Raw genomic sequence first — 23,915 nt, forward strand, 5'->3', positions numbered from 1 at the left:
TAACTCGAATTAGTGATAAATAGCAGTTTCTTTTCTTATTCGTTTTTTGCTATGAATAAAAATTCAACGCCAGTTATTCGATTCGCTGTTTTTGAAGATGCCGAAGCGATTGCTATCAACCATATCCGTTCCTGGCAGGAAATGTACAAAGAGTTTATTCCTGAGTCTATCTTACAGAATTTATCCGTCCAAGAGCGTACTCAGCAATGGCAAGACCTTATAAAACAAGGTGTAAAAATATTAGTTCTTGAAATTGATCATAAAATGGTTGGGTTTGCGAGTATCTGTGAATTTCGTGATCTAAAACCAGATGTATTAAAAGGCGAGATCAGCGCTATTTATTTGCATCCAGATTATTGGCGTCAGGGATTAGGCACTCAATTATGTACGATAGCATTGTCTGAGTTATCAAAATTAGGTTTTAAATCAGTCTACCTTTGGGTTTTATCTGACAACTCCCAAGCGCGGCGCTTTTATGAGTCGCTGGGATTTGTCGTGACCGATTACACGAGAATAGAAGAATTCTATGAAGGTGGCGCGTTGCTGGAAGAAATTCTTTATAAAAAAACACTTGAGTAATACGTCGCCGCGGTGAAATTGAAAGGGCATGGGAAGTTGTTTGGCAGCGTTTCGGACCCGCATAAATGATAAAATATATATCTATATGTTATAATAAATTACAAAACGCCCCTGGATGCATCATATGAAATTAACTCATGCCATCAAAGCCGCTTTCGAGAGAGTTTTAGGCCAACAACCTATTGAGATGAAAGACAATAAAGAGAGCCCGGTTTTTGAGATAGCGTTTAAAGACGAAATCGATAAACAGGCTCTGGAAAAAGAATTTAAAGCGCTAAAAGAAAATTACACGATTAAGCACAACGTCTTATCTATCAATAAAAACGCCGTAGAACAATTCAATGCAATCATTGCTCAAGAGAATGCAAATAGAATTAAGGAATTAACCCATAAGAAATATGAACTGGTGTTAAGTCATTATTTCGGCAAAGTTTCGGGAATAACGGAGAAGGACTCATTACTTCATATCAGGTTTGAAAATTCTGTTGATAAAGAAAAGGTACGGAGTTTATTCACTATTGATGATCAAAGTAATCAAAATCATTTGGTTATTGGTCCAGGTGACCTTAACGATTTTAATCGTCAAATTGATGAATTACTCCTGATGCTTGCTGAAAACCAGGTGAATGCGTTGGATGAGGCGAAGCACCATAATTATTCTCCCAGTATGTTTCGGTAAATGAGAGGGTAATTATCGTCTGACAGCGTTGACGAGTTTCATCATCTCCTCGTCACTAAAAAAATCTGCCAGGGGGAGAGGGAATTTATTTTTAAGAATGTCGCTAAACATCAGGAAATGCTTTTCGAAGAAAATAGACTCCAGGTAGTTAACGATTCTATTTTTGAAAAGGTTATTGGGGTATTTATTCTTTTTAAATTTTTTGAGATCAATAATTTTTTCATTTTTGTTATCGTCTTGCTCTATAGGATTGGTTTGTTTAGTGATTAAATGGTTATAAAGTGCCTCTACTTTTTTAATGGCGACCGTATCCATCTTTAAATATTGGGTGACGGTTTTAAGAAAAAACAACTCTTTATACTCAGGAGTCTGTTTGCAAATGTATTCTTGGGACCATTGAACATTGAGTGCAGACGCTGCTGCTTCCAATAGAAATCCTCCACACCATTCCGGAACATCGCGTTTGGTTTGGTTCTCTTTACGCCAGATTAACTCCAGACTTTTAGCCAGTGCAAGCGTGAGATCATTGACTAAGACTTCTGTATTGGCTTGAAATAAATAGTTAGGATACCGTTGTTTGGCATGCGATACCCAGCGATTAAATAAAAAGGGAGCAGCCCTTTTTATTTTAAAGACCATTGTTGATTCAATAACCGCTTTAAAATAAATGGAATTTTTGTCTATTTCTAAATCCTCTTTTCACTTCTATCCAGCGAATGGAGTACTTTGGGTACCCCAAGCTTGTGATTCTAACTGAATTCTCTAGCCATAATTGCAAAGGCAATCGGCGTTATGATTATAACCCAGGCAGCGATTCCTCGATAAATGTTTATTTCACCATGATTAATGGTAAATTTTTCCGCTTTATCCCAGCTTGTGATTCTGTTTTTACTTAAGTTACTATGGGCTGAAATGAGCGTGAACAGGTTAATAAAGGGAATACCCATTGCCAAGCCAAAAAACCAAACTTTTACACTTCGTTTAAAAGCATGGGGCAACGTTGGTCTTTGTCCATCATTGGGTATGATTTGAATCCTTAACAGCCATTTCCCGAAAGTGCTGCCTAGGGTAATTAATAAGAGAGTTTCTACGAAGATCCAGGCAACTAAGGATAAAAAACCAAAAATGGTATCATTGATTCCCTCCATAAAAGCGGGCACGAGAAATACTAAAATCCAGCCAAACAGGATAGTGAATAGAGTATTGTCTATCATTCTTGCCATAAAACGTGTCCATGGCCTTACCGCGCTATGCTCAGTCTCTTCTTTAGATCCTGATGATTGGTTCCAATCAACGTAGATATCATGAAGCTGTCCTTCATCCTTAGGCATTTTAATGATCCTTATTCAAATTATTCAGAAGGCTTACTTCATTATGTTAAATCATAAGTAAAAGACGGGGCTACCCTGTGTATCATTTATTCCATAAACTTGAGAGAAAATCCGGATTGAGGGACTTCGATGACAAATTTAAATAAACCAATAATCCTGCGGGGCGATTACTGTACCTTAAGGCCGTTATGCCATGAGTATCATGATGATTTAGTAGAGGCAGTAAACGATGGGGAGTTGTGGAAACTCTGGTTTACCTTTGTGCCGGAGCCCCAGAAAATGCGGGAAAATATTGATTTGCGATTAAAAATGCAAGCCGACGGGACGATGTTGCCCTTTGCTGTTATCAATAATCAAACCCAAAAAGCAATTGGAATGACAACCTACTTAAATATTGATCATGTCAATAATCGTTTGGAAATAGGGGGAACCTGGTATAGTAAAACTGTGCAACGTACGGGTCTTAATACCGAGTGCAAACTGTTAATGCTAAACCATGCGTTTGAATCCCTAAATTGCATTGCTGTAGAGTTTCGTACGCATGCTCTTAACCGCCAAAGTCAACGTGGTATCGAGCGTCTGGGAGCCAAGTTGGATGGTATTTTGCGCAATCATATGGTGATGCCTAATGGTACTTTACGAGATACCTATGTTTACAGCATTATTGCAAGCGAATGGCCTGCTGTGAAAGCGCAGTTGGCGTTTTTAAAATACCAACGTTACGTAATGGATTAAAGGACGCATTTTGACATTTAAGCACGATAAAAAGAACGATAACACGCTGGAAGCGCTGCAGGAGCCAACGTTAAGGCAATTATCATCGATTAAACATGCCTTTTTCACGCGACGCGGCGGGGTGAGTGAAGGGAGGTATTCTTCTCTTAACTGTGCTTATGGCAGTGATGATGAACCCAGAAGAGTGGAGGAAAATAGACGAAGAATTACCACATTTTTGGGATATCCTCTAACCTCCTTGGTAACCGTAAAAAATGTTCATGGTAATAAGGCCGTGATTGTTGATGAGCATTGGCCAGAGAATGAGACCATTGAAGCAGATGCAATGGTAACAAAGCAAAAAAATATCCTTTTAGGTTCAGATAGTGCCGATTGCCCTATTGTTTTATTCGCTGATGAGCAAGCAGGTGTCATTGGGCTCGCCCATGCCGGATGGCGAGGCGCCAAAGCGGGCGTGTTAGAATCAACTATCCATAAAATGCAAGAGCTAGGTGCTACCCCCGAGAGAGTCGTGGCGGCTCTTAGTCCTTGTATTGCTCAGTCTTCTTATGAAGTCGGTCATGATTTTTTCGAGGCATTTATTCATGAAAACCAGGACAATTGCCGTTATTTCAAAAGCGCTGAGAAATTAAATCATTTCATGTTTGATTTACCGGGGTTTGTCGAAAGAGGTTTGGTCAACTTGCGTTTAAAATCGATTGGACAGATGGGCATCGATACTTATACCGACAAAAGATTTTTTAGCTGCAGACGCGCGTATCATGCGGGAGAGGATGATTTCGGGGGAAATTTTTCCTGTATCTTATTGAAATAAAAAATAACGAGAGCTGGTTTGAACTGAATATCATTGCATTTAGGCACTGGCTTTTATTATGTGTAGCTTGATAAAGAGACATGCGATTTTACGTATCCTGCGGCCAACGTGGCCCTGCCCTCAGTATCTCGATTTTGTTATCAATTAATTCATCAACGCCAATTTTGTTTTGTGTTTGAAATTTATAATTCACGGATGGATTTTGGAAAAACTGAGGCTTCTTTTTATCTTGGACGCCTAAATCTGGTGTGAGCATGTCTCTAATCTCATTAGCCGACTTAAAATTAGAAATATGTACATAGAGATCACAATCAGACACGGTTTTTCCTGTAGAGTTGCTGTAGTCAATGTATCGTTCACATAAAGCATTCTCTAAATAGTCTTTATCTCTCGCTTGTTCTTCAGGTGTGCCTGCCAGAGTGAATTGCACCAAATCATTTAAAAGGTTGATATGGATCATAAGCGTTCCAATTAGAGGATTATTTGATTAATTATAGAGCATTGTGTTCTTTTGTGCGCATAAATAATAAAGTAGTAGCAGCACAGCCTTTACCGGTATTTACGGTGTTATTCAGTTTGGGAGGGGGTGTTCAAAGGTGACTACAATGAGCCAGGTTTGTTTCCACTGTTCTGCCTCTACTCCCACCGCTAGTTGCATTTGTTCTGATTTTGAGTGAATTGAGATGAACTAGCGTTTTGAAGTTGGCAGATTCTTGTTTTTCCGAGTTTTTTTTAAGTAATAGACTAAGGGAAGAAACAGGGGGATAAGTAATAAACCCATAGTAACCTTTGCAGGATTCAGAGCGTATTTCCATTGATAATAACTTAGATTGGGTGCTGATTGTGGATTATAGGCTTCGTAGGTCAACAGGGTGATCAAGGTTGTAAATTGGCTATGAATATAGTTCCAGTTGTTCCACAGAATTGCTATTGCAATACAGATTAATCCTCCAATCAGGATAAAGATAATATTGGTTTTGCCCAAGCTGCTTTCAGGGCTAAGATTATTGAAAGCATAATAAAAACCACCGAGCATGATTAGGAGGCTTAAACAGAATAATAAATGGATGATTGGATTTTGCAGCAAGCCCATATAGCCCATTTGATTCGGATCGATTTGAGTCAGTGCGGCTTGAAATGGCGTTGTAAATATTAAAGCAACACGGAAAAAACCAATAAACAGAACGACCGCTAATACAGTCAATGTCCTCTTTTCCATGAGGGTAACTCGCATAGGCCAATAAATTAAAGTATATGCAAAAAGCACACGAACAGAGAAGGCGCTATCCGCTTTATACCATGGTCCTATAATGCCGTCGCTTTTCCACTGCGTCGTTTCTTGCTACTTTATGATTAGTAACAAATCGAGGGTAGGTTTCAATTGTAGTAGCATGGTTTTTAAAAGGGCGCTTTAATTCCCCAACCTCTTTTGCGGCACCGCTAAAAAATAAACTGTAAGGATTACTGTCGTAATATAAAGGACTTTCTGAGCTTCTTGTGGCAGAACAAGGGAATGATTTTTCCGTATCTTTGGGCTTATCATGAGGGATGGTTGAATCTTGCCAATCTGGGGATGAGAGTATCTCTGTAGTAGGGGGTGGTGATGAGCTACTGGATGGATGTACTGAACTGCCTGTTAACCGTACATTTACCCAAAACTTGTCGTCATCGAGATCGGAGCCAGAGTCATCTGTTCTACTTGATGTTGATGGATCATCGATAGTAGTGGATGCGGTAGAATCATTCAAACTCGTTGATTCATCCAGCAGTGCCTCTACCCAATGTTCGGCATTACTGAGATCCACCGTTGTAGAATCCTCGATGTCCGCCGATTCATCCGGCAGATCGGTCAGTAGTAACTCTACCCAATGTTCCGCATTACTTAGCTCCAGAGCAGTAGAATCCTCTTCTGTACTTGATGTTGACGTCCCGTCCTGGGTGACTGGTGTTGTAGAGTTCTCCATACTTGCTGGTTCATCCAGCAGATCAGTCAATAGTGCCTCTACCCAATGTTCGGCATTACTTAGATCTTGCGTATCAGAATCCTCTGTTGCTGTTGAAGCAGGACTATCTATACTTGCTATTGTAGACGCTCCTGCAATGCCTGGTTCATTCAGAAGATTAGATATAGAAAAAAGAAAGCTATCTACCCAGGTTTGATATCGTTGCTGTGTTTCTTCACTCATAGTTATCCCTAGCGCTGCAAGCGATCGGATTCGTTTCTGTAAATACAGGGCTATGCGAGGGTGTGTTATTGTCTCTTCCAAAATAGTCTGTCCAGGTATCGTTGCACTAAGATGGCGTAGTACCCGTTTTCTATAAGGTATTTCCAGATAGGTTGGTGGAAAGAGGGTGAGGTCAGTACAATCGCCAAATGGGGACAGTAAGTGGAGCGTTTCATTAGGAAACAATCTATCCACAGCTTTATAGGTTGTATCTGCTTGGGTCAATGAAGCAAAAATATTTTTTCTAATAGGGGCAATGGTATGAGAGGTGATTAGCTGACTCATATAAAGTGGAATCTTTAAACCCCGTCGTTGTAATTGCGCTAGCAAACCCACTAAATTTTTTTCAGCAACTCTTTCTTTATGATCCAGGCAAATATCTATAAGAGTGATAAAGGATTCGCCTTCAGCAGTTATTATCTTTAATGCACTCTCAAATTGATGAGGATCCATAGTTCGTACTTCGGTATCCTTTAAAACAATTGTGGGGCAGGCATTGGATCCGTATTCATCCCCACGCAAAGGCAAGGGATCCCCTGCTTTGTTGACATAATGGAAATCAACCGCAGAGTAATTTTTTTTGGCGAAATGGTTGATAATTGGCCTTTCGGTCGCTGAGCTTGCTGATTGAACATATAAGGCACAATTATGGACACTATTATCGGGCCAATAAACAGGGATGGTTGCTAATAAAAGATGGATATTGGCGGGGAGTTTAGAAGCAATGCCATCGATTCTTTTAATAAGTAATTTATATTCGTCCAGGCTTAAAGGACTCTCTTTGGTGTACAGGCTAAATTCATTCAGGCTTAAGCGGGTTACTAAAACATCGGCTGTTGTTATTTCTAGTTTTCTATGTGCTGTATTTGCTTGAGCCGCAAGATTTTCTATATGAGCGGCCATACGAGTTACCCTATCGTCAGTAATGGAATTGGTGTCCTTAATATACCAAGCCGTACCTCTTAACTCTTTTGCTTTTGATTGTAGGATTTCCCCGCTATTGTTTATTGCAATTATTTCTTGTATCTGAATAGGTTTACCCATCAAAGTACCCTAAGCGCCAAAAAAATTGATCTATTTTAAATCAATTTTATTAAGAAAAAATTAAATCGAATAATTGAATAAATTGTATGGAGGAAACAAAGTGGAATTACAGTGTTTCAAAATTTATTCAATCGGGTCGGTGTAAGGAATAAGGAAAAGAATATCTAAATTCTGCGAGGGGATAAAATTTTTTTTCTTTATTTGAAATTGAGTCGCTGAAATTTGTTTTGCTTCTTTTTTTCCACAAAAGCTTAGTATATTTTTCTTGTCACCTTTATCAATTGTTAGGGTAAAATTGCGAATCGGTCCTGCCCAGTTGGCGCCGGTTTTAAGAATATAAGCCAGGCGTCCTTCCGTATAAGGGGGCGTACTGTTTTTGGTTTTGGGGGTTAAACTTTTTTGTAAATGGTCGCTGATGCAGTATTTTGTAACAAATTCTTTATACCATTTTTCATGGATTGCATACGAAGTGCCTATACTGGTGCCTGCTGATGAGCCAACCACCGGTTGGTATTCATGTTCAATAATAATAGCTTGCCTGGGTGGAAAAATTTGCTCCCAGGTATAAGTGGTTTTTAAGTCCCATGCAGGTTGCGGTTCCTTTCTCATTCCTTTGCCATCGTCGAATTCCTCAAGCCAAATGAGGCCAAGTGATTCTAATTCCGGCCATTGCTGTTTGGGAATAGCCAGTAAGGCTTTTTTGGTTTGACTGTATTCAGGTGATAAAGGAAGCTTGTACTTTTTGAGTATAGCGGTTTGGTCCTTATTTTTAACCAGCGCTTTTTGGTGGATGGACATTTTAATCGGCTGGTTATTGACGCGAGTGACGAAACCCACAGGATTGACTGGATCATCGACTGGTAAAACTGCAAATTGTCTATCATAGCGGTAGCTTTTAATTAAGGGTAAAGGAAAGGCTACCAAAGCCTTAATAGGTTTATCCGATTTATTAAAAAAAATATAACGAATGCGTACCTTCTTTAAGGATAAAAAGAGTTCTTCCGATTGTAATTCAATGAAAGCATTTTTAGTGAAAACTAAACCTCCTGAAGCTAATTCAGCGGTGGAGTCGTTTGCACAGGCAATCCCAGAGAGGAATAGAATTGAGATTAAAAAAATGTTTCTTATCTTCATGGTGTTTCCTCATAACCAAGGTGCTAAAGCAATTGAGTATAAGTATGAGCAGTACAAGTCATATAATCCAGTGAATATTCTTTGAGTGATGCTTGCTCATAAATGACATCAAGACTGCTAATGGGAAGCTGTCTGAGGAATAGTTCTAATGCGTGTATACAGAGTCCCCTTGATAGATTATATTCAGGGTAATTAGTTAGTAAGGGACTATTATGAGAAGATTTTTTGCTGTATCCGGTCCACTATTTCTCAGTGCAATTAGTATTAGTTATGCGGCCAGTTATGATTGCCAAAAGGCAGGTAGTGCTGTAGAGAAAATGATTTGCAATGAGCAGGAACTCAGTATAAAAGATAGTTATTTGAGTCTTTTATATAACCAACTTTCTAACACGGCCTCAAGTAGCCAATTAACAGAAAGCCAAAAGCAATGGCTAAAAGAACGAAATCGCTGTCAATCTACATCCTGTCTTGCTAACGCTTATGATCAACGGATCAATGCGCTACATGCCTTGCTGCCAGCTTCGCAACCTATCCAGAAGCAGATTGCCACCGGGACTTGGCTTGCTGACTATAGCAATCAGTATGGGCAGTCCGCTTTGGAAATTACTGCTGTTGACTCAAAAGGTTTCAGTTATACCATTTTGGCAAATAACGGAGGTAATACAGGCGAACTGGACAATAAAGCGTTCTTTATTGGTAAGGATGCTCTAACGATTGATAAAAATGCAGAGGGCGGTAATCCACCTTGCCAACTGCTATTTCAATTTGTAAATAAGGGGCTTGTTGTCACCCAAAATGCTGGTTGTACTTATTACGCAGGAAATGGGGTTTTCTTCAGCGGTAATTATGTCAAAAATGGTAAAAAGAAATCCCTTAATCTTGTAGAACTGGGCTTGTTAGATTCAAAACAACAGGAAGACCGGTTTAAGAAACTGGTGGGTAATGATTACTCTCAGTTTATATCAGGATGCGGGGGGGCAGGGGATAGTGAGCAAAGTACCGATCCTAAAGCCTCTGTCCGTTCAGGATTTATACGAGGCATAGGACCTGGGAACTGTATCATAATGACCAGTGATAATCTGATTTGGACTGCAGTTTTAAACTCCGATGAGAGAAAAGTAAGCTACTTCACCAATGATCCTAGTCGTCGTGGTCAATTACCATCAGCCATTCAAGAGTGGATTGCCGCAAGAGAAAAAGAAGATGGTAAGAATATAGAAATTATTTTTAAATCGCTCTGATGTGGCGTTTTATCTTGTTACTTGTAGTCTCTCTTTAATAATAAGAATCATCTTGCGGTGATTCTTATTTCATAGCTGTTTCCAAGCCTCGTCCCCCCTAATGATTAGTTCTTTCTTGAGTTGTGAAGAGTAGGCATACTCTGGAGAAATTCTAAATGGTCTATAATTAATCATACATTAGCAAAAGGAGAGAACGATGAGCAAGGAAGAATCCCTACGATTGCAACAGCAAACCCAGAATAGGCTTTTAGGAAAAAATTTACTTAATTCTGTTCAGCCTATGCGAGAACTACTCGAGCTTAATCTTAAAACGCTGCAAAATTTTTCTTATATGAAACCCGAGCAATTAAAGGATCTTAATCGTCCAGAAGAAATTTTGGATAGAAATGTCTCACTATTGTTTGATAATGGACATAAGGCAATCGATTACTTTGAAGAAGCCTTTCATATTTTAGAAAAGCATCTATTTGAGCTGAAAGAAGAGGCAGCCAGGCAAACAAAGAAAGAGATTAAACGAACCACACGAGTTTTGCAGAAAGGGCTGAAAAAACGCGCGCACTAAACTCAGGTATTAGGGAACGCTTATGAATGAGAAAAAGGACGTTCAATTTCTTAAGCAAGCTTGTGATCCTGATACTCATTTCAATGAATCTGCACAGCCATTGCTTAGAGAGATTAAAACATTAAGCGAAGAACTGTATGAAAAGGGAAAAAATACGTTTGCGGAGATTGAGGATGAGATGCAAGCATCTAAAGAAATAATTATGCAAGCGGCCAAGGAAAATCCCCTTAAAACCCTGTTAATTGCTGCCGGTATAGGACTTTTGTTGCTACGTGGAATCTTTGGCAGGCGCTCATAACATGAGCGCCTGCGGAGCTTATTTTTAAACAAGCCGGTGTTGCTGAATTTTCATCCTTTTTTATAGAGTCTTTGCCAGGTCTCAGGATGATTGGGAGTATTCCAATCATCGCCAATCAATTTGCCAATCAAAATATTCTGGATTAAATCGAAGGTTTTTTAGGTAATTGGCATCACAGATAAACAATTAATTGTGATGAGGCAAGAAAAAAACACCTGATCTACAGGTGGGTTTTCGTTTCGAGGTTAAACGAATAAGGGTTCAATAACTAAAATTTGGGGTTGTGGTATAGGCACCCCTTTTGAGCCTGAGCCCGATAGGGGGCGTCAACAGAGTTCCTTAAATTAAGAAAGGAATGATTTTATAAGGCACCAGCGCACAATATTCATTCCAGTCTTGACCATATTTTTCAGCGCACCGTTTATCATCACGAAAAGCACGGTCGATGAGGAGAATTGTCAGGAAACAAACATAAAAATAAGGGGCGAAGTGGGTAAAAAGGGCAGGGACTGACCAAAAAAAGGCGCTGGTAAGCTCTGGGACATAATGAAAATGCCTTGCAAGACCCCACCATCCTGAGGCAAGTAGTAAGGTTTTCTTCGTATTTCCTTCGCTCGTTTTATAATGGGCAGGCAAAATCAAGGGTTTCTTGCCCCATATTTTGCAATTGCCTGCTGATTCCCTTGCTCGAATTCGTTGTTTGTCAGCAAGATAATTGATAAGGATACTGGCTGCCCCCAGACTTAAAATAAGTGCAACCCATACAAAATTTAAATGAATTGGGTGAAGTACAAGATACATACTGGGCGAGGTGTAAATACAAGGAACCCAGACCAGGCAACCCCAGCAAATATAAAAGCCAGCTCGATCATGCATAATGTCTAATGAGCGTAAATAGCCTGTTTCCCAAATAAAGAATTTGGCTATATACAAGAATTGTAATGAGACAGAGAGGAGCATTGAATTCGCTAGCCCACTCAATTCTGCTTGTTTGGCACAATAAGAGAGAAGGAATAATCCCCAACTCATCATGCCAAAACGGCAAGTAATAAATTTTTTAATATGCCAACCAAAAATTTGTGGGTATAGCTCTGTTCCCCAATAGTAATCAAATAAAATATTATTGCTGATACTTGCATCGGTTGATGAAGGATAAAAGCGTCCTTTAAGATACAATAGGACGCAGAAAAGAAGGCTAAAAAGGTTAAGAGCGCCTAAGATACTACCCAGATTGTCATACAGGATGGTTGCAGGAAATAAATTCAGGCCAAACGTGGCCAGGCAAAACGTTCCCATCGTGGTAATGAAGGCTAAAACGCCATTCGCTTTATAGGTCGGGGTATTTCCCTTCGGTGTAAGAGGCCCTTGAAAAGGTTTTCCGGGCAGAAAACGCATTAAGACGGCTTCAAAGACTATAAAGCAGCCAATGATCATCCAGGCGGTATCTGAACCCCAAAAATAGGGTCTCCATATGTCATAAATGGTTTGTACCAATCCATTTTGGGTTATCATGTTCCATAGCGTCGCTAAGGAACCTGCTAACTCAGTATTGGTATACCACATCAGCATGACAAAGGGAGGGCATAGCAGAATCAGCAGAAGGGGTCCCAATGAATTCCTAAGATTAAGCCACACGATTTATATCCTTATATCAAGTACTAACCTTTGAGCCTAAGACTAACATTAATAACATAATTCCTGAATTTAGTTAACTCAAAGTAACCGAGAGGGATAAAAATACGCTATTGATACCATTTGTTACTCCTGTTAAATAATTAATAAATAGGTTCCCGCTTCCGAGAGAACGACAAAAACCTGAACGATATCTTGGGATTACAGGCAGGCCTGTTTCGGTGTTAATTTAAGTGCATACAGTGGCTTATGGGATTAAAACAAGCCATAGTGAAGCAACCAGGCTTTAGGGAGTTTGATAGGAGAGTGTTATGCTGGGATGGCTTGTACGTATACTTTTGGTAGTAGCAGGTTTTATTGCAAGTTGGTTTGTCGCGCGCGATGCGCTTAATTTTGATATCGTGCAAATGGTGGTGGCAATCTTTCTGTTTACCATTATAGTGGCAATAGCAGCCTTTTGGGACCTATTAGCCAAGTGGTTCAGGCATACAGACAAGAAGCCTAAGTAGGCTATATTTTACTTTATTTAATCGAGTAGCCATTTCTATGATAAGCTCGGCCCCATACTAAAAGATGAGTAAAAAAATGATTAGAGTAGGGCAGTTTAACAAATTAAAAGTCATCAAAGAGGTCGCGTTTGGTGTTTACCTGGATGGTGGTAACCGGGGCGAAATTTTATTGCCTAATAAAGTTGTGCCTCAAGGTACCAGGGTGAATGATGTAGTAGATGCGTTTATCTATTTCGATTCGGAAGATAAGATTATTGCCACAACCTTGGCGCCCCGTGCCAAAGTAGGCAGTTTTGCTTTTTTAAAAGTAGTTGATGTTAATCGCATAGGTGCTTTTCTTGATTGGGGATTGGAGAAAGATTTATTAGTTCCTCGACCTGAACAACGTCGTCCGATGGAAAAAGATAAATCGTATCTCGTTTATGTGAAACAGGATAATGAAGGGCGTATTATTGCCAGTTCCAAAATAGATCACTTTCTGGATCAATTACCAGCTCCCTACAAGCCGGGTGAGGAAGTCAATCTACTGATTGCCGAAACCACCCCTTTAGGTACCAAGGTCATTATTAATGATAGCCACTGGGGGCTAATCCACTCCGGGGACATCTTTCAGATTTTGAGTTATGGAAAAAGACTACGCGGTTATATAAAAGCGATAAGAGAAGATGGAAAGATTGATATAGCCTTAAGAAAAACCGGCCAGGATAGCATCCAGGAATTAGCCCAGCGTATCGTGGCGCAATTACAAAAAAAGGGTGGTTTTTTACCACTGCATGATAAAAGTTCACCACTGGAAATCCAACGTGCATTTAGCGAGAGTAAAAAAAGCTTCAAGAGCGCAATAGGTCAACTCTATAAACAAGGTGTCATTAGCATCGAGTCAGATGGCATTCGTCTGCAGGATAAAGAGGGGCGTCAATAATATCAGGGTTTAGGGTAATAAATCTGGAAAGGTCTGGTTTGTTTATTCACTACGGCAAAGTCTGTTAGTTTATGCGGTTGGATTGAGCTTTTACTGATAATGTCGAACACCTTGATGTTTCTTATGATTTCTGCATCAGCAATCAGTGAGCGATGGCAGCGCCAAGGTACGGCTTCAGCACACATGATGGCCACTGCGGCGTTATTTTTAATGAGATCATGCAATTCTTTAAGTCCTTCATAAAAGAGTTTGGTTTGCATGTAATCGGCATAATTACGAAAACTGGCATTCCGCCAACCTGTGTTGATTGAAGTAGGGAAGCCCTTCCGTAAGCCCCCTAATTTGGATAAATGGGTATAACTAATTGCTTCCTTCGCCAGAGAGACGGAAAAATCTTCCTTATTAAACCAGGGGACATGGCGAGACTTTGGCACAGTACGAACATCAACCAGGTGACTAATATGGTAGACATCGAGGATCGCTATGAATTCTTGCAAGGAATGAGTTGAATGTCCTATGGTATAAAGTCGAGGCATCTTATTTCCCAGATTAAGGATTTAACTTACAGGACCTAGGCAAAGCTTCGATCTCTTCGTTAAAATGTTATTTTAATTCGGTCATTTAGTTTAGCTAAACGCCCTCATTAAAATAAAATTTTGCCTCGACCTCTAAGTTTGCGTAAGCCCTGACTTAATAATGGTTGAAAATTTTTATTATTCAAGAATAAGGATCGAATTTTAAATTGATCATTGCTCCGATACCGAAGTAAACTTGTTCTATCTGCACAAGACGTCAATAAATTATGTTATCGATTAAAGACCATCTCCTTGTACATCGATACTCCTATGAGTTTTTTAAACTGTCGCTGAATTTTAGAAAAAATTATGAAACCTCTTTGTTTTTTGGTGAAAACAAGTCTTTGCGAATGTTCGTCAATGGTGCACTGGTTAGCCCCAACCTGTTCAATCTTTATTATTTAATTACCCTGGTTCGCCAAGGATTAATTCTTACGGCTCACACGGATAAGAAATTAGAGGATTATGTTTCTTTTACGCGCGCTAATTTTAGTCCTTTAATTAAATCCTGGTGTGACTGGTGCTCGATTGTGAATGGTTATGGTTCCTTTCTGATTGAGGTTATTAATGATTACCTCGCACGCGATCCCGACGCCCGTATCATGTCGAAATTAAAACTCTTTAAGTACAAGGCATTAATTCATTTTGATTATTTAAAAATCATGTTACCGAAAGAGAGTTATTTTTCAAATCAGCCACCACGTCAGCCAGCGGATTTATTTCCTGCTTTTGAGCAAACCAATTCGCGGTTGCTTAAAAAGCTCTTGAAAACCCTTACTCGTTCCTATAATACATTCCAGGCAGTAGAACATCGATGGTGTCCATTTCTCCATATAAAGCGTATTGCATTAGCTCCCACAGCATCGGATAGATATCATTTTTATTTAAACTGTTTGGGATATGCTGATCTGATGCGAGCAGGGGAAATACTTGCTCATTTCAAACACCTCAAATGCAATCAGTGTGCAGAGCAAATTAATCATTTTTTAGGAAATAACTCAAAAGCGGTTGAAAAAGATAAACTTGCGCTGCATACGGAGGAGTTTTTTGCTCTTATATGTAAGCTTTCGCGCGCAAAGCCGCGTTAATGCCGATCATGCAGTTTAATTTTCGGCTAAGAATTTTTTGATAGGATTTGGCGGTCCAATCAACCAATAAGGGTTTAAAGATGACTTGTGTTTATAAAATCTTAACCGTTGACGAGTGGATCGCTTTCGAGAAAAGCGGTCATTTCGATGGTTCTGCAAACGATAAGAAAGATGGATTCATCCATTTAACGTTCGAAAATCAATATCCCGCAATTCTTGAAAAATTCTTCAAGGGAATTGATAGGGTCATTTTAGTAGAGATTGACAGTAGATTATTGGAAAAAGATACTTTGAAAGTGGAAGCTAATAAACCGGGTGGCGAGCAATATCCCCATCTATACAGCATGATGTCCATGAAAGCAGTTAGCTCTCATACGGAGCTGGAACTTCCCTATGAGCCGAGAGCTATTTTTCAAATCTAACGATTGCTATTCTCAGTATCTGCTACCCGAGGGAATTCTGCTTTTTGACTTGGATTCCACCGGACTATATGCTAACTATTTATTACTATCTCCATAAAGTTTTGAGCATGCTTAATGAATATATTTCCCTGGCAGAGGTCTATCTGGAGGCGTTTCGAAAGCAGCTGTATGATGATTCTTTAGTCGAAAGGATCGATAAAATAATCACTGAACCCATAGAGGGAATAAGCTTCATTGAGGCGTTGTTAGCCCAGGCAAATAATCCTGCAGAATTGGCTTATATCGCAGCAGGTCCTTTGGAAGATTTTTTTATAAAAAATTATGAGGTTCTTGGGGAGCCTTTCAATAAATTACTACGAACGAACAGCAAGATGAGGCAGGCGCTGACAGGTATTTGGATAAGTGAAAATACGAAAGCCAGAATTACCCTCGATAAATTGCTGGATAAATATCATTTAACCTATGGTTCGTTATAAGGTTGTATTTTATACCTTCTTGTATTGAATTAATAAAATAAATCAAAGGGTTGGTGTTATTTTTTTACAATTCGGTTGGGTTTCTTATCTGACTGTAAACACAAGGATGCGTAAAATCGACATGAAAAAAAATCTGAGTGCGCTGAGCTTATTATGGATTGCAATGACCAGCATGATTGGTTCAGGCTGGTTATTTGGTTCTTTATATTCTGCCCATTTTGCGGGTCCAGCAGCCATTATCGCTTGGCCCCTCGCTGGTTTTTTACTGCTGTTTGTTGCTTTGGCTTATGCTGAAATAGGAACGATGTTTCCTCGAGCTGATACACTGGCTTGTTTACCTTTATACACTCATGGCCGTTTAACCGGTGTGATGATCAGTAGTTTAGCGTGGTTTTCCCTGGCCATTTTACCGGTGATTGAGACTCAGGGGGTTATTCAGTACGCCAGTAATTATATTCCCGGATTAATTATTCATGAGGGTATGCATTATACCAATACACCCCTGGGTTATTTAGTGGCGTTGGTATTGCTCATGAGTTTTGTTTTATTTAATTATTTCGGGATTGGTTTATTCGCACGAATTAATGCCGCTTTTACTGTCTGGAAAATACTAATCCCAATCCTTACAGTCATTAGCTTGTTAACCATGAGTTACCATGCAAAAAATTTTTCCCAATACGGCGGTTTTATGCCCTATGGCTGGCAGGGAGTTATGGCTGCTATGTCGAGCGGGGGAGTCCTTTTTTCATTATTGGGATTTCGACAAGTTATTATTATGATGGGCGAAATTGAAAAACCAGGGAAATATGTTCCCCTCATTTTAATGAGCTCGTTATTGGTGACAACCTTGCTCTACACAAGCTTGCAATGGTCGTTTATTGGCAGTGTTAGTGCGCATGATCTAAGCAATGGATGGGCTAAGTTGTCTTTTACAGGGGAGGCTGGTCCTTTTGCTGCATTGGCTGCTCTGGCCGGGATGATAGGGCTTAGTGTTTTACTCTATGCGGATGCCTTTGTATCGCCTTACTCAACAGGTTTGGTTTATTCAACCACGGCAGCTCATATGTTGGCCAGTATGGATTCAGTCGTTTATATGCCGCAAGTTTTTGCCAAAAAAAATAAATACCAGGTACCTTGGGTGTGTTTAGGGGTGAATTTTTTATTGGCTGCTACGATGTCTATCATGTTACATGGCTGGCAAGAAATGTCGGCTTTTTTAGTAGCACTATTAATGGTTAGTTATGCTGTAGGTCCCATTTGCCTTAGCTGTTTACGTAAACAATTGCCTGACTATAAAAGACCCTTTCGTTTGCGTTGTAGTGGCTTCATTGCCTTGATTGGATTCTATGTCTGTACCGTAGGGGTTTATTGGTCTGGTTTTCATAGTGTACGAAAATTATTAGTCATTATGATTCTTGGTCTGATAGTTTCCTGTCTTTATTGTTTTATAAAAAAAGCACATCGGGATCTTGATGGGAAACAATCGCTTTGGTTTTTGTTTTATCTTCTAGGGCTGGGAATTTTTTCTTATTGCGGCAATTATGGTGGAAAACATTTCATACCCCAATATTGGGATTTATTGTATTTGTTATTATTCAGCCTAATTATTTTTGGCTTTGCTGTCTTGTCCAGGAAACCAAGTGGTTATACCCAGGCATTGGTTTCAAAAATACGTTAAGTCATTGGACTATTCAATCTTCAAACGCTATGAAATTCTTAGGTAAGAAAACACGTTCAGTCTATCTATTTCAATTATTCATTCAAATTGTAGAGTCAAGACTGTTTTTTAAATAGTTATTTGTTTATCATAGCCAGGCACTCGTTCAGTTGCTTCTTCTAAACCCTGTGGATAACTCGTTAATCTTACCGTCAATTTTTTATAAATAAAAAGGCATTATTGCAATGATAAACCTTGTTTTAAAAGGCCTGAATGATTTTTTCAATTAATGATTGATTTTTATCTTATCCACAAAATCTGTGGATAAGAATGTGTATAGAGTGTCAAAACTCAATAAACTAATGCAGTTAATCGAATGCTCAACAGCTTGTCATGATTTCTGTGCGATAGGGCGAAAGCGAAGTTGTAAGGACGCAAACTTGATACTGCCAAAAAGAAACATCCCATGGCTAGCTGAACCAATTTTTGATTGCAATTAAGCGTTCTTCAGCCTCTTCACTGTAACGTTTTTTCATTGGTGATCGCCATTGTCCCATTTTTAAGGGATTTCTCCTCTTTTCGAGGTCTAATTTTGACTTTTCAGGGTAAAATATGTGCAAATTCAAGTTATACTATTCTTAACCTATTTAAAATAGAAGTAGAAAAACTAATAACTAGTATTCATTTTTAAGTGATATTTCGACTTTATACCATCTCTTGTAAGGAATGTTATGTTTTCAAAAAGCCTGGGTACTCAAGGTGAGTTTATACAGAAATACAATGAGTTCGCAGAACTTATAAACAGGGAAAAACTAAATAGTGATGGGGTATGCTATGGGTTATCCGTGATTTATTTAGATTATGCAAAAAAAAATGAATTAGATGAATTTTTTGCTATCAAGAGAGTCATTTCTTCTCTTTCAAAGAAGGATATTGAAAAACTTGCACAATATTACCGAATGTATTACGCAGGCTCTAGCAAAATAAGCGGCGATTTTTCTATTACCTGTAACGACGATGAATTCACCTCTTCCCAGATTTTAGATTTTATCGATCGTGTTCATTCTGCCCAGAAAGAACAAAATCGTCATCCATTCCTTCACACTAGTTTGTCATGGGAAGAAACCCAATTAATATCCAACGATGATAGCCCAGGTGCCTTTACATTAGCAGATGCGCTCAATGATACGGATTCACAATTCATGCAACTTAACGATCGCAGCCATGCTTGTTCAGTTTTTAAAACGGAAGAGGGCTTGTTTTTCTTTGATCCTAATATTGGCGAACATACCTTATTTAAAACTCCAGAAGAGTTGCAACAACATTTTTATCATGAAGATGATTCAGAGCTCTCATGGGATTCTCGTTTTTTGACCAGACTTTTTGTTAGCGGGTTTTTTGTTTTGCATGGATTATCACTGACAACGATTGATCCTATCGTGGATGATTTACTAGATAAGGCAAAGACAAAGTTTAAAGATGATCCGGATTGGATGAAGGATATGGAAACCGCTCTAATCAGCTATAGACTAGGAAATATATCCAACAAAGCCCTGTTAGGCACTTTTTTAGCTTTTATAGCAAAGAAATCGGGTATGCCGATAAATAATAGTAAAGAGGCTTTAAATCAAATTGAAGCTGTAATTGAACCTGCTTTTGCAGAAACTAGCCTTAAAAGAATCCAAAGCTATTTGGATTCTTATTTTCAACAAAAAGACAACCTAGGTAAATTTTTTTCAAGTCTGAGTATCCTTACAGATAAGTTCAGCAAAAAAGAAAAAAGAAAAAAAATATTTGATTTCGCAATTGCTCTTATCAATGTTAAGGATGGCACTCTATTAAAATCTTTTATTGAATATCTAAATAGCCACAATATTAAATTTGACATAAACCAAAAATTTAATACCTCAATGGGCGGATTGGGCCCAACAGAGAGTCTTCTGGAAATTGCTGCAAAATTAGGAAGCGTTAGTTGTATTCACAGCTTAAGGCAATGTGGTGCTGAGATAGCGGATTTAAAAAAGTTATTAATATCGGCAGCAGAAAATCGTCAAGTTCAAGTTTTGGAATATTTTGCAAAAGAGTTTGATAAACGAAAATGGCCTATTTATGGCATGATTAAGTATTCAATAAAAAAAGGCCATATTGATGTTGTTAAGTTTTTTTTGCCAGAATATAAACAATTAATAATAAGGATGATTAATAATGACAGAGAAAAAGAAGTAGGAGACAGCATTGCCTACCGTGCGATAGCACATAAAAGGAGCGCTAAAATATTGTACGAGCTTGAGACTCTGGGATGCGCTATAGAAGATAATTTCAAGGTTGAATTATTTAAGGTTGCTGTTTTAGATCAACCTCAAGCCGCGGCTAATATGATTGAGTATGATCCTAGAGTTGTGCAACTTTCTTTAGAGACAATTAGTCCCGAAAAGTTAATTCATCGTATGACAACAGGCGGAGCATGGGAGGCTTTATGGGAAATGGATTTAACTCAACTAAGCAAACCAGTAATTAATGAAATTTTAATGCATGCTGTACGATGCAAAAAATGGGAATGCGCGGCTCTGCTAATGACTGCTCTTGATACAACGCAGGTACCTAAAGAATTATCTACCAGTCAAAAAGGGTTTATAGTTGATGGCTATTTAAAACTTCTTGAGACAAAACTTAATAAACAAGGCTTATCTGCTAGAATAAATGCCCATATTAGCTCTATTTGGGAAGGAACCCATGCATTAGGTTCATTGTTTAAACAAAAAGAAAGTGTGATCGAAGTATTTTGGAGTCCGAGTAGGAGCAGCGCAGGAAATCAAAGTAGTGTGACACGTAGACTTAGTCGCCTGGAAGACTTAGTAGGGAAGTACCAGCCACCCGCTTCTGAACCTATCCACAAAAACAAATTATGCGGCGATTCTTGATATATTAATCAAAGCGCTTAACCAGATATCGTAGAGGCCTGCGAAATTATGGTTCACATCTTCACATCAGCGTGGATCAGCTGAGGAGAATATTTATAGTAGATTTATAAACGCTTTGGCTTCAGCCAAAAGAGGTTATTCCTGTGGTGAATAGTCGGTTGGTTGTGATGTTTTTTTAGTCTATTGGGGCTTTATTAATGCAAAATTAAAATCAAACTCTATACTTATGGTGTATGAATACATACCAATGAAAAACAAGGAGGATGTTATGAGTACGCATTCTATACCTTTTTCAAGGTTAGTAGGTGCAGTAGTAACAGGAACCATATTATCTTTGGCATTATTATATACATCAAGTGCTAGTGCGGCTAATGGATGTGGGTTTGGCTATCACATGACCGCTTTTGGTCGGTGTGTACCCAATAGTCCTGGTCCCAATGCAACTCCCGCGCCTGGACGCCCAGACTGTTGGTACAATGGTGCTGGTCAATTGCGTTGTTGGAGGTAATTCATGGTAAGCAGATTCGGTTTATAACCCAATCTGCTTACTATTTGTTGTGACCTTGATTTGAATCACATCAAAAGTGGGTTCTTGTAAATTGTAAATAAAGCGATATGATTTAATGAAATTTATTCATATTGGATTTAAAAATGCAAATAGAACGCTTATATAACAAGGTAGCCAAGACTTATAATCAAGATATCAGTGGCAAGGTTCTTAATGAAGCGAAACAGAGAGCCGTTGATTTGGCGCTTGCACAAAATCGTTCATTCAATTCAATCCTTGCGCTGGGAATGGGTGATGGTACTGATATACTTCCTTATGTAGAACATTACCCTAACGCCAATTTACATGGCCTCGATATCTCTGAAAAAATGTTGGAAAGGGCAAAAGGGATCCTCAATTGCACAACTTATCATGGCGATATTAGCAAGGCATCCACGATTATCAAAAAACAGGATTTTGATTTTATTCTGGCCCATTTTGTGTCTGCTTATGTTCCCCTTTCGTCGATTCTTGGCGAGTGTAGAAAATTAATTGCCAAGGGCGGATTAGTTTCAATTGTGACCAATACCATGGCATCGTTCCCAGTTGCCCGATCTTTATTGCCTATACTCGAGGAGTCTTCACATCCTTTTAACAAACTGATTGCCTATCATATCAAGAAGACTCTAAAGAAAGTGTATGTTCCGCAAGATTTAAACCATTTAGAGAGTATGATTGAGGACAGTGGGTTCAAGCTTAAAACTCTGGAAGAAAAAAATATTCAAATTTCTCTTAAAACAGAAAAAGATGTCTTTGATTTTTTTATCCATGGTGGTTGGTTCGTCAGTGGTTTTATGCATCCACTCTTACCCCATAAGCTCATGAGTAGAGTTTGTCAGCAACTCATCCATAAAAATTTCTCCATGCCTTATGAAGACAGTATGAAGATTGCCTTTGCTATTGTTGAATAAGAAAAAGGGTTAATGCAAAATAAATAAATTAGTCAGGAGAGCCTAAGATGAATCCACCCAAGCGCATTTTTATTATCGGCCATGCAGGTGCCGGAAAAGGTGTTTTGGCACAGGCTCTGGCTGATAAACTGGGTTGGCGATTTATCGATGCGGATTTTGGATTAGCACCCTCTGTTGGCCGTAATCTGGCTGATATTCTTGGTAGCACAGGAGAAGAAACGTTTCATCATTGTCTGACAGATATTCTGACCTATCAACAACATCAGGAATATATTGTTGTAACCACCGATGATAGTATTGTTTGTAGTAAGACAAATCGAGAATTACTGGCTGCCGAGTTTACTGTTTATCTGAAAGTAAGTATTTCCGTGCAACTTGAAAGAATTTCCCATCATCGTCCGCTTTTGCCGAATCCAGATTACAAAGCCTTTTTGAACAAGCTTCGCCAGGAGCGAGATCATCTCTATGAAGAAGCCGCTGCTTTTTCCTTAAGCGCTGATAGCGGCTCGCTAGATGAGCATGTGTTGAATGTTATCAACGCTATGAAAAAATAAGCCATATAAGGGATTAAATATCGGATAGCTTTTTACGGGTTTGTATGCCTTCAAAAAAGAGAGTCGTGTTACCTGAACAGAATCAACTGATTGATTCATTCCAGGTTTTTGCTTTTCAACCGGAAGAAAGTTTTTATTCTTACCCTTTTGACGAGCGTTTAAGGCTATTGGAGGAGCGAATTCTTCTTGCTAAAAGATATTTGGCTAAGAAGGAAGAGGGGAACACGAGCAAACAATCCACGTCATTTTGGGCTAAAAGTAAATTGGAGGCTTTCAAAAACACACTAAGTGGAAGTGGCGTCAAGCAAGCAGAACACCCCCCCAGAGCCATTTTTGTGGCGCCTGAATACTTATTTAAAAATCTTTCTGAATTTTGTTATAAAAGATATTGTACTCAAGAGCAAAAGAATAAATTCAAAAAGCGATTACAAGCGCTTTCTGTGGATACTGATATGTTAATTGTTCCAGGAACAATGTGTTGGTATAAGAAAGGGGCTGATCAAGAAAACTATTATCGCAACACGGCTTATTTTTTCTATCGCGGGGATCTGCAAAAATACAAAAAGAGAAACCCCCATACAAACTATGACTTTGATTATACCAATGAGGGTTTTTTAAATCTGATGGATTTGCGTCGAGTTTATTTTAAATCGGGTCAACTCGATACCCCGGTTAAAAATTATTTTGGCCTTAAGATTGGTATTGAGATTTGTTTTGATTCTGTTCATGGTGAATTAGTTGATTTTGTTAAAGCAAATAACCTTTCCATCGATGTACAACTTATTATCGCAGATGGGGCGAAAAAACCTGTTCTTGTCAGGCAAGAGGGAGTGCTTTTTATTAAGGCGGAAAAAGATCCTCGGGAAACGCAAATAGGGACCATCGTTAAGGTTGATAATAAGCGAGTAGAGTTAAAACCGGCTATTGCTTTAGGCAGACTTGAAGAAGAAAACGATCTAACTTGGTTTCAATTTAAATAGCAATCACGGTATACAATATACCTTCATCTATGCGTTCGAATAGACCCATTGAGAGCTAGGTTCACACTACTCATGGCTT

General features: G+C 38.9%; 26 protein-coding genes. 18 read left to right on the forward strand and 8 right to left on the reverse strand.

All coding sequences use genetic code 11. The features are described 5' to 3' along the window. The first annotated feature begins 51 nt into the window (after positions 1-51). Together DYC89_RS06120 and DYC89_RS06125 are read left to right on the forward strand one after the other, a co-directional pair. Positions 52-579: a GNAT family N-acetyltransferase gene (locus tag DYC89_RS06120; protein WP_115220970.1), complete on the forward strand. Its 528-nt coding sequence runs from the start codon at positions 52-54 to the stop codon at positions 577-579. Positions 580-703: 124 nt separating this feature from the next. Beyond that, positions 704-1,258 carry a hypothetical protein gene (locus DYC89_RS06125; RefSeq protein WP_115220971.1) on the forward strand — a complete coding sequence of 185 codons (555 nt, stop codon included), beginning with the start codon at positions 704-706 and terminating at the stop codon, positions 1,256-1,258. Positions 1,259-1,270: 12 nt separating this feature from the next. Here the strand turns inward: DYC89_RS06125 and DYC89_RS06130 are convergent, their stop codons facing one another. Both DYC89_RS06130 and DYC89_RS06135 read right to left on the reverse strand, forming a co-directional pair. Then, complete coding sequence (locus tag DYC89_RS06130) at positions 1,271-1,897, reverse strand: hypothetical protein (RefSeq protein WP_115220972.1); 627 nt, start codon at positions 1,895-1,897, stop codon at positions 1,271-1,273. 110 nt (positions 1,898-2,007) lie between these two features. Beyond that, positions 2,008-2,589: an RDD family protein gene (locus DYC89_RS06135; RefSeq protein ID WP_115220973.1), complete on the reverse strand. Its 582-nt coding sequence runs from the start codon at positions 2,587-2,589 to the stop codon at positions 2,008-2,010. Between the two features lie 129 nt (positions 2,590-2,718). On the opposite strand from DYC89_RS06135, the gene DYC89_RS06140 reads away from it, so the two are divergent. After that, a complete protein-coding gene (locus tag DYC89_RS06140; protein WP_115220974.1) occupies positions 2,719-3,324 on the forward strand; it encodes a GNAT family N-acetyltransferase in 606 nt (201 codons plus the stop codon). Positions 3,325-3,334: 10 nt separating this feature from the next. After that, positions 3,335-4,138: a polyphenol oxidase family protein gene (locus DYC89_RS06145; RefSeq protein ID WP_220271773.1), complete on the forward strand. Its 804-nt coding sequence runs from the start codon at positions 3,335-3,337 to the stop codon at positions 4,136-4,138. A gap of 88 nt (positions 4,139-4,226) precedes the next feature. Here the strand turns inward: DYC89_RS06145 and DYC89_RS06150 are convergent, their stop codons facing one another. From DYC89_RS06150 to DYC89_RS06165, 4 genes are all read right to left on the reverse strand, one after another. Further along, the gene (locus tag DYC89_RS06150; RefSeq protein WP_115220975.1) at positions 4,227-4,598 is read right to left on the reverse strand and encodes a hypothetical protein; all 372 of its coding nucleotides are present in this window, start codon (positions 4,596-4,598) and stop codon (positions 4,227-4,229) included. Between the two features lie 228 nt (positions 4,599-4,826). Further along, on the reverse strand, positions 4,827-5,357 hold the full coding sequence (locus DYC89_RS06155; RefSeq protein ID WP_147285482.1) for a hypothetical protein: 531 nt from the start codon (positions 5,355-5,357) through the stop codon (positions 4,827-4,829). 73 nt (positions 5,358-5,430) lie between these two features. After that, complete coding sequence (locus DYC89_RS06160; protein WP_115220977.1) at positions 5,431-7,407, reverse strand: hypothetical protein; 1,977 nt, start codon at positions 7,405-7,407, stop codon at positions 5,431-5,433. A 123-nt stretch (positions 7,408-7,530) separates the two neighbouring features. Further along, entirely contained in the window at positions 7,531-8,541 is a 1,011-nt protein-coding gene (locus DYC89_RS06165; protein WP_115220978.1) for a DUF4424 family protein, read from the reverse strand. 212 nt (positions 8,542-8,753) lie between these two features. Here DYC89_RS06165 and DYC89_RS06170 point away from each other — a divergent pair, with 212 nt between their 5' ends. The 3 genes from DYC89_RS06170 to DYC89_RS06180 all read left to right on the forward strand — a co-directional run bounded on the left by DYC89_RS06170 (position 8,754) and on the right by DYC89_RS06180 (position 10,642). Continuing rightward, complete coding sequence (locus tag DYC89_RS06170) at positions 8,754-9,782, forward strand: lysozyme inhibitor LprI family protein (RefSeq protein ID WP_115220979.1); 1,029 nt, start codon at positions 8,754-8,756, stop codon at positions 9,780-9,782. 196 nt (positions 9,783-9,978) lie between these two features. Then, positions 9,979-10,344 (forward strand): phasin family protein, encoded by a 366-nt coding sequence (locus DYC89_RS06175; protein ID WP_115220980.1) that lies wholly within the window; start codon positions 9,979-9,981, stop codon positions 10,342-10,344. Positions 10,345-10,366: 22 nt separating this feature from the next. Further along, the gene (locus DYC89_RS06180) at positions 10,367-10,642 is read left to right on the forward strand and encodes a hypothetical protein (protein WP_115220981.1); all 276 of its coding nucleotides are present in this window, start codon (positions 10,367-10,369) and stop codon (positions 10,640-10,642) included. A gap of 339 nt (positions 10,643-10,981) precedes the next feature. Here DYC89_RS06180 and DYC89_RS06185 read toward each other — a convergent pair whose 3' ends face one another. Then, entirely contained in the window at positions 10,982-12,277 is a 1,296-nt protein-coding gene (locus DYC89_RS06185; protein WP_115220982.1) for a 7-dehydrocholesterol reductase, read from the reverse strand. Between the two features lie 308 nt (positions 12,278-12,585). Between DYC89_RS06185 and DYC89_RS06190 the strand changes: the two genes are divergently transcribed. Beyond that, entirely contained in the window at positions 12,586-12,783 is a 198-nt protein-coding gene (locus tag DYC89_RS06190; RefSeq protein ID WP_115220983.1) for a hypothetical protein, read from the forward strand. Between the two features lie 76 nt (positions 12,784-12,859). Further along, positions 12,860-13,705, forward strand: coding sequence for a CvfB family protein (locus DYC89_RS06195; RefSeq protein ID WP_115220984.1), 846 nt, complete (start codon positions 12,860-12,862; stop codon positions 13,703-13,705). 2 nt (positions 13,706-13,707) lie between these two features. Here the strand turns inward: DYC89_RS06195 and DYC89_RS06200 are convergent, their stop codons facing one another. Continuing rightward, the gene (locus DYC89_RS06200; protein WP_115220985.1) at positions 13,708-14,241 is read right to left on the reverse strand and encodes a DUF488 family protein; all 534 of its coding nucleotides are present in this window, start codon (positions 14,239-14,241) and stop codon (positions 13,708-13,710) included. Between the two features lie 266 nt (positions 14,242-14,507). Here DYC89_RS06200 and DYC89_RS06205 point away from each other — a divergent pair, with 266 nt between their 5' ends. The 9 genes from DYC89_RS06205 to DYC89_RS06245 all read left to right on the forward strand — a co-directional run bounded on the left by DYC89_RS06205 (position 14,508) and on the right by DYC89_RS06245 (position 23,836). Beyond that, positions 14,508-15,368 carry a hypothetical protein gene (locus DYC89_RS06205; RefSeq protein WP_115220986.1) on the forward strand — a complete coding sequence of 287 codons (861 nt, stop codon included), beginning with the start codon at positions 14,508-14,510 and terminating at the stop codon, positions 15,366-15,368. An 80-nt stretch (positions 15,369-15,448) separates the two neighbouring features. Further along, complete coding sequence (locus DYC89_RS06210; protein WP_115220987.1) at positions 15,449-15,790, forward strand: DUF952 domain-containing protein; 342 nt, start codon at positions 15,449-15,451, stop codon at positions 15,788-15,790. A 107-nt stretch (positions 15,791-15,897) separates the two neighbouring features. Next, positions 15,898-16,266, forward strand: a complete 369-nt coding sequence (locus tag DYC89_RS06215) for a DUF6869 domain-containing protein (protein WP_147285483.1) — start codon at positions 15,898-15,900, stop codon at positions 16,264-16,266. Positions 16,267-16,387: 121 nt separating this feature from the next. Beyond that, positions 16,388-17,944: an APC family permease gene (locus DYC89_RS06220; RefSeq protein ID WP_115220989.1), complete on the forward strand. Its 1,557-nt coding sequence runs from the start codon at positions 16,388-16,390 to the stop codon at positions 17,942-17,944. Between the two features lie 710 nt (positions 17,945-18,654). Beyond that, on the forward strand, positions 18,655-20,844 hold the full coding sequence (locus DYC89_RS06225; protein WP_115220990.1) for an ankyrin repeat domain-containing protein: 2,190 nt from the start codon (positions 18,655-18,657) through the stop codon (positions 20,842-20,844). 268 nt (positions 20,845-21,112) lie between these two features. Beyond that, the gene (locus DYC89_RS06230) at positions 21,113-21,352 is read left to right on the forward strand and encodes a GCG_CRPN prefix-to-repeats domain-containing protein (protein WP_115220991.1); all 240 of its coding nucleotides are present in this window, start codon (positions 21,113-21,115) and stop codon (positions 21,350-21,352) included. 143 nt (positions 21,353-21,495) lie between these two features. Further along, complete coding sequence (locus tag DYC89_RS06235) at positions 21,496-22,302, forward strand: class I SAM-dependent DNA methyltransferase (protein WP_115220992.1); 807 nt, start codon at positions 21,496-21,498, stop codon at positions 22,300-22,302. A gap of 47 nt (positions 22,303-22,349) precedes the next feature. Beyond that, positions 22,350-22,856, forward strand: coding sequence for a shikimate kinase (locus DYC89_RS06240; RefSeq protein ID WP_115220993.1), 507 nt, complete (start codon positions 22,350-22,352; stop codon positions 22,854-22,856). A gap of 44 nt (positions 22,857-22,900) precedes the next feature. Beyond that, positions 22,901-23,836 carry a hypothetical protein gene (locus tag DYC89_RS06245; protein WP_115220994.1) on the forward strand — a complete coding sequence of 312 codons (936 nt, stop codon included), beginning with the start codon at positions 22,901-22,903 and terminating at the stop codon, positions 23,834-23,836. The last annotated feature ends 79 nt before the right edge of the window (positions 23,837-23,915 follow it).

The organism is Legionella donaldsonii, from assembly GCF_900452385.1.
GTDB classification, from domain to species: Bacteria; Pseudomonadota; Gammaproteobacteria; order Legionellales; family Legionellaceae; genus Tatlockia; species Tatlockia donaldsonii.